At 58.8% G+C, this 13,350-nt stretch carries 13 protein-coding genes and 2 pseudogenes; 5 read left to right on the top strand and 10 right to left on the bottom strand.

Annotation, left to right across the window (positions count from 1 at the left end):
• Window positions 1–181 precede the first annotated feature (181 nt).
• Window positions 182–436: a hypothetical protein gene (locus QCM77_RS05940; protein WP_279682370.1), complete on the bottom strand. Its 255-nt coding sequence runs from the start codon at window positions 434–436 to the stop codon at window positions 182–184.
• A gap of 377 nt (window positions 437–813) precedes the next feature.
• On the bottom strand, window positions 814–1,653 hold the full coding sequence (locus tag QCM77_RS05935) for a site-specific integrase (protein WP_279682369.1): 840 nt from the start codon (window positions 1,651–1,653) through the stop codon (window positions 814–816).
• Window positions 1,654–2,335: 682 nt separating this feature from the next.
• Between QCM77_RS05935 and QCM77_RS05930 the strand changes: the two genes are divergently transcribed.
• Together QCM77_RS05930 and QCM77_RS05925 are read left to right on the top strand one after the other, a co-directional pair.
• Window positions 2,336–3,148 (top strand): alpha/beta fold hydrolase, encoded by an 813-nt coding sequence (locus QCM77_RS05930; RefSeq protein WP_279682367.1) that lies wholly within the window; start codon window positions 2,336–2,338, stop codon window positions 3,146–3,148.
• A gap of 23 nt (window positions 3,149–3,171) precedes the next feature.
• Complete coding sequence (locus QCM77_RS05925; RefSeq protein ID WP_279682365.1) at window positions 3,172–3,879, top strand: helix-turn-helix transcriptional regulator; 708 nt, start codon at window positions 3,172–3,174, stop codon at window positions 3,877–3,879.
• Here QCM77_RS05925 and QCM77_RS05920 read toward each other — a convergent pair.
• The 4 genes and pseudogenes from QCM77_RS05920 to QCM77_RS05905 form a co-directional block, all read right to left on the bottom strand.
• Window positions 3,760–4,539 (bottom strand): aminotransferase class III-fold pyridoxal phosphate-dependent enzyme, encoded by a 780-nt coding sequence (locus QCM77_RS05920; RefSeq protein ID WP_279682363.1) that lies wholly within the window; start codon window positions 4,537–4,539, stop codon window positions 3,760–3,762. The genes QCM77_RS05925 and QCM77_RS05920 overlap by 120 nt on opposite strands.
• A 148-nt stretch (window positions 4,540–4,687) precedes the next feature.
• Window positions 4,688–5,170, bottom strand: a pseudogene (locus tag QCM77_RS05915) (aminotransferase class III-fold pyridoxal phosphate-dependent enzyme); the annotation flags it as partial.
• Window positions 5,167–5,364, bottom strand: a complete 198-nt coding sequence (locus QCM77_RS05910) for a hypothetical protein (protein WP_279682361.1) — start codon at window positions 5,362–5,364, stop codon at window positions 5,167–5,169. The pseudogene QCM77_RS05915 and the gene QCM77_RS05910, both read right to left, overlap by 4 nt.
• Complete coding sequence (locus QCM77_RS05905; RefSeq protein ID WP_279682359.1) at window positions 5,361–5,987, bottom strand: acyl-homoserine-lactone synthase; 627 nt, start codon at window positions 5,985–5,987, stop codon at window positions 5,361–5,363. Before QCM77_RS05905 ends, QCM77_RS05910 begins: the two co-directional genes overlap by 4 nt.
• 213 nt (window positions 5,988–6,200) lie before the next feature.
• Here QCM77_RS05905 and QCM77_RS05900 point away from each other — a divergent pair, with 213 nt between their 5' ends.
• From QCM77_RS05900 to QCM77_RS05890, 3 genes are read left to right on the top strand one after another with little or no spacing between them, the layout of a single operon-like run.
• Window positions 6,201–6,638: a hypothetical protein gene (locus tag QCM77_RS05900; RefSeq protein WP_279682358.1), complete on the top strand. Its 438-nt coding sequence runs from the start codon at window positions 6,201–6,203 to the stop codon at window positions 6,636–6,638.
• Window positions 6,639–6,648: 10 nt separating this feature from the next.
• Window positions 6,649–7,953, top strand: coding sequence for a hypothetical protein (locus QCM77_RS05895; protein ID WP_279682356.1), 1,305 nt, complete (start codon window positions 6,649–6,651; stop codon window positions 7,951–7,953).
• A 31-nt stretch (window positions 7,954–7,984) separates the two neighbouring features.
• The gene (locus QCM77_RS05890) at window positions 7,985–9,007 is read left to right on the top strand and encodes a DUF3616 domain-containing protein (protein ID WP_279682354.1); all 1,023 of its coding nucleotides are present in this window, start codon (window positions 7,985–7,987) and stop codon (window positions 9,005–9,007) included.
• A 418-nt stretch (window positions 9,008–9,425) separates the two neighbouring features.
• Here the strand turns inward: QCM77_RS05890 and QCM77_RS05885 are convergent, their stop codons facing one another.
• The 4 genes and pseudogenes from QCM77_RS05885 to QCM77_RS05870 form a co-directional block, all read right to left on the bottom strand.
• Window positions 9,426–10,793 (bottom strand): DUF2272 domain-containing protein, encoded by a 1,368-nt coding sequence (locus QCM77_RS05885; RefSeq protein WP_279682352.1) that lies wholly within the window; start codon window positions 10,791–10,793, stop codon window positions 9,426–9,428.
• Between the two features lie 24 nt (window positions 10,794–10,817).
• Entirely contained in the window at window positions 10,818–11,966 is a 1,149-nt protein-coding gene (locus tag QCM77_RS05880) for a hypothetical protein (protein ID WP_279682351.1), read from the bottom strand.
• Window positions 11,967–12,171: 205 nt separating this feature from the next.
• A complete protein-coding gene (locus QCM77_RS05875) occupies window positions 12,172–12,924 on the bottom strand; it encodes a hypothetical protein (protein WP_279682349.1) in 753 nt (250 codons plus the stop codon).
• A 176-nt stretch (window positions 12,925–13,100) separates the two neighbouring features.
• A pseudogene (locus QCM77_RS05870) lies at window positions 13,101–13,331 on the bottom strand (hypothetical protein); the annotation flags it as partial.
• Window positions 13,332–13,350: the final 19 nt, after the last annotated feature.

Below are 13,350 nucleotides of genomic sequence, written 5' to 3'. Positions count from 1 at the left end.
AAGGGCAACAATATTGCTAGTCTCGTTCATGGCGTATCGCTCTCCTTGAGAGGTTCTGGCAGGCTCGACACCCGCCTCGATACGCCGCCTATCTCATTCCGTCATCACCCACTTTCCCGCATAGCTCCGGAGAAGGTTTCTCAACGTTCGCCGTTCGATCGAGGCTATAGAAATTGAGTCCCTATTGTGAGCGATTTTTCAGATAGTAGGTGTTAGCTGCAATTTCAGCTAAGCACATCGAAATATTCACCAGCAACGCTGAAATGCAGAACCCTACGGAGCCGCTAAATATGAAACCAACTAGCGCCCATCTGCTGCCGGCAACCATCGCAAGAGGAATAGCGCCTAGGAGACCAAACGCAAAAGTGACTCCAACAACAAACAGCATTTCTAACACGCCGATCACGCTGAGAATGAATCGTCGAAAGGCGTTCATCTTTGCCTCCAATGCAATTGACCATCCGCATGGGAAGATTAGTGCAGAACGAGCGCTTGCACTACTGTGGTGTTGAAGCTCCTCACGGCCGTGGCGGCAGTCCTCTCCCCTTCAAGGTACATCGGTGGGGGACGTCCATCAGGACACGATCCTGCGTTGAATATGGCGTTAAGAGCCAAGGCCGCGGTGCGTGCAGTGTAAAGGCGACCACGCCAACAAAGGGTAATGAACTCGGGGCCTGTATTGAATGAGCCTCACCCGAGGGAAGCAACGGCAGCATTGGGTCAAACTGCGACCTGCCAAACTGCTCCGGGCTCGTCCGCTCCTACTGCATTACCCGACGCGGTTCTCGCGCGCACTAGAGCGACCTTGCGTCCTCATCGGGTTACCTTGGCACCGCGCGTGCGCTTAACAAGCCCTGACGTGCGGACACGCGACAAGTCCAGACCAGGATATGAGACGTCATCCACTGCTCGCTTAAGGGTTTGGGCACCCCAACGCCGCAGCATTTCTTTGGCACCATAGGTTCGGCCAACCGATTTGCCACTGCTCCGTCCTGTCAGAGCATCCCGCAATTCTTCATCGGGCGTGGTGCGCCGGAGTGCGTCCTGAAAGCCATGGCGGAAGCTGTGGTACACTTTGTTGCGGTCATTGATGCCGACGACGTGGTTGCGTAGATAGCGGCCCCACCATTTGGACCAAGCACTAAGAGCGCCTTTCTGATCAGGAGCAACCGTAGGGAATAGCCAAGCCCGCTCACCCTCTGTGCGCCGTGTGGCCACGTACTCAAGAAAACCCAGTTCTGCGAGCTGGGGATGCACGGGGACAACGCGCTCCGATGTCTTCGTCTTGAGCCGCCGTCCTGCCTTGGTGTCCCGCATGAACCACATGAGCGGAACGCCTGTTTCCTCATCTTCGCGAACGTCGGACACACGCAGGCCCGCGTATTCCGCTTGGCGCGCCCCCACGAACAGCGCGAGCAGTGGCAACCATGTTCCGGCCTCGCCCTTCGCGCCCATGGGAAGCTTGTGCTCGGTGAACAGAGGAGCATTGAAGATTGTCTGCAGGTCGCGGGCATCGAATGGCTCACGCTCGGATTGCTCCTCCGCCAGCCGCATTTCGCTGTACGGGTCAGACCACGGGACATCCTCGGGCACTAAGCCGTGGTGATGACCCCACCCGGCAATAGCTTGCACCGCTCCCAGTTGCTTGTTCACGGTGCCCGGAGAAACCTTTGCGACGGATGACCATCATAAACCTCGTGACCCTGTCTGTATTGCACTCCACGATACTATTCGCGCCGAGTGAGCTCTGTATCCGGTGATATAGACTGGCGATTCGGGTGGCCTTGGGCAGGCGATACCGGACCCCGTGCCAGAAGAATTTTTCTACGACCCGGTAAGAGATGCTTGCGTCCACATATCTGGCCAGTTGATGCGGTTCCGAAGGCTTCATTTCGAAGCAACCGGAAAAAGATGTAGAAACCTCGCGCGCCGACGCCAAGGTGGAAGAAGCGTGTCTCTTGGAGTCGCTGCAGAAGCGGCTTCGCATGCCCTTGCGGCATGCTTCGCATACTTGCGAAGCACATGCTTAGGTTCTTGACCTACCGTTTCTCGCGTGTAGGATGATCAATCAGACATTGCATATCACAAGATTGTTGGAATTCGAACCCCACGCTCGACTTACGCTCGGATTTCGCGGCACTGTTCGATGGCCGCTAAGAGAAGTTGCGTGACCAGCCTCTTCATTACACGTCAAGACGCATAGACCGCAAAAACCGTTGGTACATCAGTACGGGCATACTTTTCTCAATATTAGCCTTAGTTGTGTGAGGCCGTTCCTTGAAAGTCATATGCAATACCGCGTGGCCGCCGGATCGGTCTCCTGAAATAGAAGATCATGCGTTCGCGTAGGCGAACCGTCGCCGGACTGCGTCTGGGCGTCCTGGAAAGCGCTTCCGGTCGCGTCGGTACGCTTTTGATTCACGGCAACTCGTCGTCGAAGGAAATCTTCGCACGGCAGTTCCGCGCTCTTGAGAGTATGGGCCTCGGTGTGGTGGCACCGGACCTGCCCGGCCACGGTGAATCCGACCGGTCGAACACGCCGCGGAAGACCTACAGTTTCCCCGGCTACGCGGCACTGCTTCACCAACTGATGACCCGGCTCGGATATCGATCGTATCACGTCGTCGGTTGGTCCCTTGGAGGACACATCGGGATTGAGATGCTCGCGCATTATCGCGAGGTGAGATCCCTGGTCCTTACGGGCACCCCTCCTGTTCGCCTGAATGCGGAAGGAGTTGGCGCGGGATTTCGGTGGACCCCGTCGACCGCATTGGCCGGTCGGCGCAGATTCTCGTCGGACGATTGTCAACGTTACGTTCGCGCGATGATGGGGGCCAGGCGGGCTTCCGACGCCCATCTTCGCGCGGCGGCGGCGGCCGACGGCAACGCGCGCTACTGGATGGTTCGAAACGGTATGGCCGGCGTGGGCGCGGACGAGGTCGAGACCGTTTGTGCCGACGAACGTCCGCTGGCGATCCTTCAAGGCGCCGCCGATCCTTTCGTCCGTATCGAATACATCAACGGGCTGAAATACCGAAACATCTGGAAGGGAAGTCCCGTACTGCTCGACGCCGGGCATGCGCCGCATTGGCAAGCGCCGGCGACGTTCAATCGGTACATGAGGGAGTTTCTGCATCACGCTGGCTAATTCCACTGGAGCTGGGGGGCACCATGGTTACGACTGTAGAGGATTTCATCGAGAGAACTCAGGTAGCCGGCAGCGACGCCGAGCTGAAAAACCTGTTTCTTGTGACGATGCGGGAGGCAGGATATGAGAACGCGGTTTTCGCGCGGGCGCAGCATAAACGTCTGATTTCGATTCCGTGGAGCGAGTTTCCTCCCGGCTATCTCGACACATACAGGGCCATGCAGTGGGACCGGATCGATCCGGTCGTGCAGCATGTCCACGGCGCACGCGGCCCGTTTAGATGGACCGAAACCTGCCTCCCGAACCAGATCAGCCGAGTTCAACGAAACTTCTTCGAGGAGTGCCGTGAATTGGGCGTCCACTCCGGAATAACGATTCTGATGCGCGGACCCGCCCGCGAAACTGATCTGATTAGTCTCAGCTTTCGAGGACAAGGGGAACCAGAAATCGACAAGACGGCCCGCGTTTACATGATTTGCGTGCAGTATTGGCTCAAGTACTGCGAGCTGGTCGACAAGCGAGAATTACCTGCAGTAGCTTTGACCGCGCAGGAGATCGAGTGTCTAAAGTGGTGCAAGGAAGGGAAAACGAATTGGGAGATCGGAGAAATCCTAAGCATCTCCCAGAAGACAGTCGAATTCCATGTTGGCAACACAATGAAGAAGCTCGGCGCCGGCAATCGCATCACCGCGGTGATCATGGGCATCAAGCACGGAATCATCTCGCTCTAGTCGCGGTGCCGCATCGGTCGATTCGATCGTCGCATCAATGATGTGACCTAGCCGTATCAGCGTCGAGGCGAACAGTTCGATCTCGATGTTAAGCGGCGCCATCACTTTGAGTACTTCGTCGCGGGGCCCGCAACGCTCGATTACGATACGATCAAGGGCCGCAAGGCGCGCGGCTCGATCCGCGTCCGATGGCTTGGTGAACTCCAATCCCTGCATCATTCCTAGTCCTTTTGCCTTCAGGTAACCTGGATGTCGAACGGACAGCGATCGGCACCACTGCGTCAGTATGCGCGAGCGTCGATCCACCTCCTTCTCGAAGTCGTCCGTCCACAGATCCAGCGCGGCAGCTGCCGTCGCGAAAGCGAGCGAATTCCCGCGAAAGGTTCCGCTGTGCTCTCCGGGCGACCAGACGTCGTAGCCCGGTCGCATCAGCAGCAACGACATCGGAAGCCCGTATCCACCGATGGATTTCGCAAGGCACACGATATCGGGTACGATGCCGGCGCGCTCGAAGCTGAAGAACGGTCCGGTTCGACCGCAGCCCGTCTGGATCTCGTCGACGATCAACAGGGCGCCTAGACGCTTCGCGGTGGCAGCGAGACCGCCCAGCCATTCGGCCGACGCAACATTCAGTCCCCCTTCTCCTTGGACGGACTCCACCAAAATCGCTGCGACGGATCGATGCCTCCTGACGGGTCCGCCGACATTCTCTCGAACCGGGCAATTTCGTCGAGGCCGGCCCCGGCGTATCCATCGTAAGGAAGTCTTCACCGCCAAGAAGTCCCTGCGCTGAAGCTCGGCACGACGCCGAGCCGGTAGCAGCCAGCGATCCCATCGACACCCCGTGGAAGGCGTTTGTGAACGCGACGATCGAGGGCCTTCCGGTGGCCTTGCGCGCGAGCTTTATCGCTGCTTCAACGCAATTGGTACCGGTCGGCCCTGGGAACTGCATGCGATACCGTAAGCCTCGGGGGGCAAGGATCTTCTGCTCGAACTTAGACATGAAGTGGAGCTTGATCTCCGTGTGGAAATCGAGCCCGGCGGATATGCCGTCCGACAGCAGATACTCCACTGCTGCGGAACGCAGATGAGGATGGTTGTGTCCGTAATTGAGCGCGCCACAAGCCGACAACAGGTCTACGTAGGTATGGCCCTCAGTATCGGTGATCACCGATCCACGAGCACTTTTGAAAAGCGCGGGAAAATGCCGACAATAGGCCCTGACTTGAGATTCATGCTCGGCAAAGAATTCGAGGTGATCGCAACCGGCGGGTGATAAATTGGAGTTCATGCGTTCGCCCTCCTGAGCCGGTTCGCATCCTCCGCGTCCGCAATGGATTGCATTTTATCCCGCAGCGCGAGGATGTCGGCGACTACCGACTGGTATCCTGCGTCGAGCGCCACGCGCCCAAGGAAGGTCAACGCGTCGGCCATATTCCTTGCAGTATCTTCATCCACCAAGGGGTGGCTTGTTTTCCCGCTCATGCGGCGTGCCTTTCGGCAGACGTGTCCGGATGGGGTGCCAGAATGTCCTTTCCAATGCCGAACTTTTGGCAATGCCAAGCCGGTCGAATGCTGGGTGTCGGCACAAAGAAGGCACGTTCCATCTCTCCTTCGACGGAGTGTGCAGGCCCTAGCCAGTCGATTCCAGACTGGATGAAATGGGCGAGCAGATGTTCACGCGTGACGCCGATCATCCCCATACCGTCATTACGGTGCAGGAACTCTTGAATGGCGCACAAGAGCTCCGGGAAGATCGTACGCCGGATCGCTGGCTCGACCGTTTTGTCGACACACACGCGCGTAACTTCGAAGATGCCCGTCGAAGAGGGAAGGTCGACATGCTCAACGAGATACGGCCAATAGCTACGTAGCATGTAGGGCCCGGTAGTACGGAGCAAGCGAGCCACGCCCCTGACCACCCGCTGCTCATCGCGCCAAACCAGATATGTTGCGGCCGGCGTATCGAATTCGTCAAACTCCAAGCCTCCCCACGACGAGTGGTCCAGCTTCCTTCTCTTGACGAAGACCTCGTATCTCAGCCTGGCCTGCGACGCCAAGGCATCCTGGAAATGATGCGCGGTCGCAATGGAAAACGCTTCGATCATGGGTTGTCGCTCCGATGAACGGTGCCATATCGGAGCAAATCGAAGCGTCGCGGTGTACTGGGAGAATCCCTAAGGCCCGCCTCAAGTACTCGTCATGCCCGGCCCAGCCCGGTGTCTCGCTGGCGTATGTTCCCACCCGGGATATTCCCTAGTTTACTTGTGGGCAGTTTGATCTTCTGCTGCCACCGACCGAAGCTGACGGGAAGGGGATGTATGGCAAAGGGCAAGAAGGGCAAACCAGCCAAGAAGAACGGCAAGCCAGCTAAGAAGCAAGGTTCGACCATGTCCGCCAATTTTGCGGGGATGGCCGGCAGTTTCATATCTCGCGACGAGATCTACCATCGCCTTGAGTGGTATTTCGACCACAGCCACAATCCTAAGGGTCCGCACACGATCGATCCGAACACACCGATTGACGCCTTTTTTGAGAACATGGATCCATCCACCGGCCGCAAAGTCCTCTGGGTGAACATCAACAAGATCAGCCCGACGTTCGTTCCGGCATGGAAAAGCGCACTTTTCCATGGTGTCCAGTTTCCCTGGTTGTCGAAAAAGGACGTTGCGATCGGATTGCGGGACATTCAGTCGTTCGGCAATTTGATCGACTCGGCCGTGCTTACTTACGAGCATTTCGGCTGGCACGTGAGCTAGGGAGTGTAGAATGAGGTTCGCCGTTTCGACAGCGCTTGCGATAGTTATTTTGGCGCCTACGGTTGGAACGGCGGAGACGCTTTCCGCCGCCAAGTATGACAAGAACAAAGACGGCATCCTGGACGAAAACGAAGCCCTGGTGTGGCGCCTCCACGTCCAGGATCCGGTACTTGCGAAGTACGACGTGAACCTCAACGGGAGGCTCGATCCCGCAGAGCTCGATAGACTCAGGGCCGACAGCGCGACCACCTTCTCGGACCGCGCACGTTCTGTGGCCAACGATGTTCTGTTCTTCAAGAACCGCAAGATTGCCGATATCGACAAGGTGGCGTCGACGCGTCCGCCGCCTGCGGCTCCTGCCGAGGTCAAACCTCCGAAAGGCGGTTGCGAAAACCAGCAGCGGCTATTCGTGCGGAGAGATCGCCTCGACACCTACCAGTACAGAGAGGGAACCTTCATTACCGGCTTCGTACCGAAATCCAAGGCGAAGGGGGCTTCCGCGAGCGTCACGCATGACGATTTGGATCGCTCGAATTCCGCCACCATCAACGGGCGTGTCTCCTACGTGATCTCGCAGAACGATCCCATGAGTCCATGCTTCACCGGCCTGCCGGACGACCCATACGCAAAGCATGATTTCCGCGTGCCCTCCTCGTTCGGGACCACGGTTGCGCTTTGGACTGATGCACAAGGGACCATCAATTCGCCAAGGACCAAAAGCGAAAAGAGCGCTCTAAAGGGCGGTTTTGACGCGCAGGCTGCTATTGCGGGAGGTCCTTTCTTTGATCTGCAGTATTTGATCGCGAGCCCTTACGCTCAGACCGACTTCAGAGGGGAAGCGAGAATCTACGGCGTTACCGCGGCATGGGAGCCGTTTGCGCCGAACGTGCGGCTGGGGGGCACGATCGGAGCGCCTGCCACGAAATATCTCGACTGGTTCTGGCAATTGCGGGCCGAAGCCGACGTCAAGAGAGTCGACGTTGTCGGCGCTACCGCCCTTACGCGCGGCGACTACGCGTGGACAGGGGCGGTCGCCCGCCTGCATCTGACGCCGTTCCCGGATAGGAGCGTCTACGACCCCTTCGGAGAGAACTTGTTTCCCGACCTGGTCGGTCGCTTCTATGCCGATATCACGGTGAATTATCACAGGGAGGTAAACCGGGGCATAGATGCTTTGCTGTGGGGTGCCGAGGTCGGGTTTAACATCACGCCGGACGGCGCGGCCTCGATTTCGGTCAGCTACACCAACGGCCTCGATAAGGATACGCTTATCAAGCAGCGCCAGTACCTGGTCGCACTCAATTACAAGCTTTGAACTGTTCCCTTGACGCGACGGGAGTTCCAACATGAAGAATGCGCTCACTTACGCGATCTGCGCGGCGACGAGCCTTCTGTGCGGACCTGCAATCGCGGCGGATTCCGATATCACCACTTATCGCGAGATGTGCGATGCCTCTGCGTCGGTCGCTTTGGACGCAAATCACTTCGTGGTGGCCGATGACGAGATGAATGTGCTCCGCGTGTACCGCCGAGGACAGCCCTCCTCCGTGGCACAGGTGGATTTGTCCAAGTTCCTGGGTACCAAGCCAGACAAGGAATCCGACCTGGAGGGAGCCGCACGCGTTGGCAACACCATCTTCTGGATTTCCTCGCATGGGACCAATAGCGAGGGGAACGTTCAAGACCGCCGACGCAGATTCTTTGCGACCGAGGTCATTCCGGGGTCCTCGCCGCCCACCCTTCGCCCGCTTGGGAAGCCCTATTCCACATTGGTCGACGATCTCGCCAAGCTTTCGCAGTACAAGTTGGGTGAAGCTGCGACCAAACCTCCCAAGACTTTCGGGGCGCTCAATATCGAGGGCCTCGCGGAGGGGGTTAACGGCAACCTTCTCATTGGCTTTCGCAACCCGCTGCCCGGCAACAAGGCCCTCATCATTCCGCTCAAGAACCCAACCGAATTGGTCGACGAGAAACCGGAAGCACGTGAGAAGCCGGAGGTACGTGAGAAGGCAGAAGTACGTCAGAAGATAGAGGCGAGTTTCGGAACTCCCATCGAACTGGATTTACAAGGTCGAGGTATACGAAGCATCGAGCGTGTAGGAAGCGCCTATCTAATCGTCGCGGGACCAATCGACGGCAAAGGGGATTTCAAGCTGTTTCGCTGGTCGGGAAAAGAGAACGGCGAAGGCATCGAGCCCGTCGATGCACCCGCCTTAAAGGGGCTCTTTCCCGAAGCTATGTTCGCGATCCCCGAAACGGGGGAGGTTCAGATTTTGAGCGACGACGGAACATTTCCGGTTGGCGGCGGCGAATGCAAAGGTGCTGCCCGCACCGAACAAACATTTAGAAGCGTTACCATCAAGCCGTAACTACTCAACGGCTCCGCGAACGCTGTCTTGGGCCGGACGATCTGTCGGGCTCTTGTGACGAGGGTACCGATTGCTGCCGCGTGGCCGACACATAGCTCCTATAGCCGGGCATCGCTTCGTCGCGGCCCCATGCCGGCAGCAAGCGCCACTGCGCACCCTCACCAGGCGACACGGGATATCGGTCGCGTTTCCGCGCGAAGCGTCACCAGCACCCTCTAATCCGACGAGAGCCCAATCGGGCGGCTTAGCGGCTGCACGCCGGGCTAGGTCGTCGACGATTTTGCCAGACCGAGCGCTTCTCGAAGTTGGTTTAGGTCGATGCCGCCCCCTAGTTGTCACCGCTTATGGCTGTCAACTTCGGGGGCCTTCGGCGGTCGGCCAAAACGTGGACCTTTGCCGCATTTCGGTCCGGTGCATCTCAAAGCCTGCACCGCATGACCGCGAAGAGGTTTTCTCCTCCCTGATTGGTCGGGAGCAGGAAACCGCCATCGTTCAGTCCCAGCGGCCGCTTCGTGACCGAGTTGCCGACATTGCCACCGACGACCTGCACCTGACTGCCGCCGGCTTCGACGACGACGTCGCAATGTCCGGGATAATCGCCGCCATTCTGATGTTGATAGTCGATCCCCTCTCGTCGGGCCCAGCAGACGAGATCTCCCACTTGCGGCTTCCACTCCCGCAACTGGTAGCCGTAATAGCTTGCTTGGGGTCGCGCCTGCAGCAGGTCCTTGATCGAACGGAAAATGTAGACCGAATGCTGCGGGCTGTAGCTGAAACGGGTGCCAGCGCCGGCAGTCCGCATGACCCATGAAATGAACGCGGCCGACCACGGCACGCTGTGATCGAGACCGGTGAGCGTATCGTTGTTGACACCGTCCTTCCAATATTTGCCGACGTACTTGTAGTAGGGATCCTCGCCCTCCTTGTGCCCAACCCGGGTGGCGTTTCCGTCGATATCGTAGGTCTGTCCCCCGAACCTTTGCCATTCGGCCAAAGCGATGGCAGCCGCGCGGGCGCCAAAGCCGCTCGGCGCTGTCGCATCGGCCACTAGCAGATCGGCCACGTGGGAAGACTCGGTTGCAGACAGATCAAGCTCGAGATTGGCGTTGGCGCGACTGGACATCTGATCCAGGGCCGGAGACAGCGCTGGCCTGGTCCAGACCGCCTTGGTCTTGCTCAACCAGAAGCGCCGATCGTCAATACCCGTTTGACCACCGTTGATCGCGTACGTGACGCCGACGATATCGTCGTCGTCCGCAAGCTCGGTGCAGGACTTGCCGTGATAGCCGCTCGCACCCCACTCCGCTGCGGCGATCTCGAGACAGTGGTCGTGATGGAACGCGAGGTCGGGATTCGTTTCCAGATCGTCGATGCCCAGGTCGTGACCGAATTTGGCATACGCTGCCCGGCCGGTCATCTGGATCAATCCACGGCCACGGTACTTGAAGCCGTCTCCCGGATTCACGTTTCCGAGGCGGCCACCATAGACGTAGTTTCCCAGCTTCTCCTCATTGTGCGCGTACTGCTGGGCGATTTCCAACGTCGGAAAGCGTCGTGGCCAGACTGCCATCAGGCGCGATGGAGAATAATACAGGCTTTCGATTTGGATCTTGAGACCACCTGTTTCCTGAAGCATCTGCGCAAAGAAATGCGCCAATCTCAATCCGCTGGCGGCGATCTTGTATTTTGAGAGGATTTCGTTGGCGGTTGGCGAGCTAAAAGCGGCCGCATACTCCTCCTTCATTGAGGGCGCCAGAGACTGAACCTGAGCAAAAGTTATTTTCATGAAAACATCTCCTCGCGGAAACCGCTACACGTCCTGATTGGCCTGAGCTCTCGAAGTCGGAGTCGCGGCCTCTACGCTCGGGCTCGGCGCCGGCGCTTCGCCGGCAGTGTCGGCTGTCGCTCCGCTGGCAGTGTTGGGCGCCGCTTCGCTGGCCATATTGGGCTGCACTTCGTCGGTCCGAGTGCCGTCATCGACCGGGGCCTCGGGCGGTGCAGATGGCAGCTCGGGAGCAGGCGGAGGCGTCGGAGGCGGCGACGGCGTAGTGAACGCCCCCACGATGCGATCCATCGCTGCGAACACGAGATCCGCGCTGTAGCCGGCCACGAAGGCAAGGGCGAACGGGGAAAGTGATGCGGTGACGGATCCTGTCGAAGGCTGGAGCAGCCACCCGGCTGCCAGGCCGGACAACGCGCCGATCGGGACCCGCAACGAGTATTTTCTCTTCAGCGCAGACGCTTCCTCGCCGGCCACGGTCTCATCCGAGAGGCGCCTGAGTACGAATGCTATGGCGCCCAGCATTCCGTACAGCACCGGCAGCAGGAAGCCGCCGACGAACGATGTGGCGAGTTCAAGCTGGACTTGAGCCACGACCTCGGGCCTGTCCTTTTCTCCCTTGTATTCGCTTGTGCCTAGGCCGATGACTCCAAGGAAGCTCGCTACCTTGCGCGGAAACCCCATTAGATAGTCGGCGACGTGAAGGTACGTGGCTAGCTTTCCGGCCAGCTCCGAATTCTTGGTCTGGACCGCGGCCTGTGCCGCGGTCTGTACCGCGCCGCCGGCGACGGCCGCAGGAGCGCCTCCGGCCGGCATCACTTCCGCGGCCTCGATGCTCTTATTTACTTCCAGCAATCCCTTCTGCACTGCTACGAATGACGAGAAGTAAAGCTGTAGCAACAGCAATGCCGTGAGGATTCCGTAGAAGAAGCGCCGATAATAACCTCTGGCCTCTTCCGGCGACTTGATCTTGGAATTCAGTGCGCCGTAAGCGGCCCAGAAATGTGACTGCGTCTCCGGGCTTGCTTGCAACAGATTGTTGGTGGTTTGCGCCGCGATGATCGGTGCGGATATCTTTGTGGGAATCTCCACCCCGCGCTCCGAGAGCTTTCTCATCGAGGTGCGCGCCGTCCCGACCGGGTCCGGAGTAGCGGCTGTTTTGGCGGACCAGAAACCCATAACTGCTGTCCGTGAATTGGTCTTTCACGGTGGACAGTGCCTCAGGATGACGCCGGGCACTCCTAGGAGGTTCACTAGGTAGCTCGCGAGGGCCCTTTTGGCGCCGCAAGAGAGGCCCGAGTCGAACAGGGTTTCGACTGGGCGGGAGCCTAGGACATCCACAAGCTGCTTTGCAGAAAATACGTCGCCTGAGGGGGCGCGTCGCTCAGAGAACCTGTCGGGCAATTAGCGTGTGAGCGCTTTCGTTCTCCCTGGGGGCGTTGACGGCCTCCAAGGTAAATGCCTTCAACAATTCGTTCAGCCGCGCTTCCTCATCCCGACCCTCCGGGTAGCGCAGTTGCATGAGCAGTCGGGCGAGCTGCAGCTTGAAGAGAAGCGCCTTTATTGAACGAGGGCTCGGCCGCCGCTTGATGGAGCGGAAATAGCCAGGCATGAAACCACAGAGTCTTTCGATCTCTTCGTCCGAGAATCTCACGTCGCCAGTTTCGAATGGAGCCTCGGTGGGCTTTGTGACAGGTTCGATCGAGCTCTGCTGCGGCACCTCGACGGTCTGTTGAAGAGCTTCCTTGTTGCGTCGAGCGCTCTCAAGCGTCTGGATGGCATCCTGCCGCCGAGCCAGTCTTTGTTCGGGCGTCATGGAAGCTATCTCTCGATTTTCCACATCGATGAGTTCGTTCCGCTGTTTCGCTTTCCGTCCCTCGTCAGGTCCCATTGGGACGAAGTCACCACCCGTCCGTCTGATGTCTCCGGCTCGAGGCTGGTGCCTTGCCGGGCCATCTTCGTCGAGGCGGGAGATCGGCTTGCCGGCTGCGACATCATCGTATTCCTTTTGTGCGGCCGCCTCAGCCTCGGCAGCCTCGTGCAGCTTGCGCTCCGCTTCCTTGCGCCGCCGCTCTGCCTCGATACTGTCTCGTTGCGCCCTCTCCCTCCGGAGCTTCTCGTTTTCGTAGCCTGCCAATTTGGCAACGAGTTCCTCGACGTCATCGTCGGAAAGCGTCCTTGGTCGACGAGAGCCTGATGCACGCTCCCGGCGGCTGTCCGCTTCCCGACCGGCAGCGGCCGGACGGACTTTGCAAGCACATGGAGCGTTTTTACCTTGAGACTCTTTTCGCCCCTCTGCGTCATGAACATCGTGCCCTCGGCTCCGACAAAATCGCCCAGATCGAGGTACTCGACGAGTTCCATGGCCTCCTGATCGGAGTGCGCGGCGGCCACGTAAAGTTGGATACGTTCGTCGTCGTGAACGAGATCGGCGAAGGCGCCCGAACCGAAATGGCGGAGTCCGAGAAGCCGGCCGGCGAAGCGCAACTGGGTCGAATCGGAGATGAGATCGTCGGAGTTGAGTAGTGCATCCCGAATCGGCATCGTCGGCTTGAATGCAGCC

The organism is Bradyrhizobium nivariense (assembly GCF_029846695.2).
In the GTDB taxonomy this organism is placed as follows: Bacteria; Pseudomonadota; Alphaproteobacteria; order Rhizobiales; family Xanthobacteraceae; genus Bradyrhizobium.
Note: the sequence above shows the minus strand (reverse complement) of the source record. Positions and strands in the feature narration are given on the sequence as shown.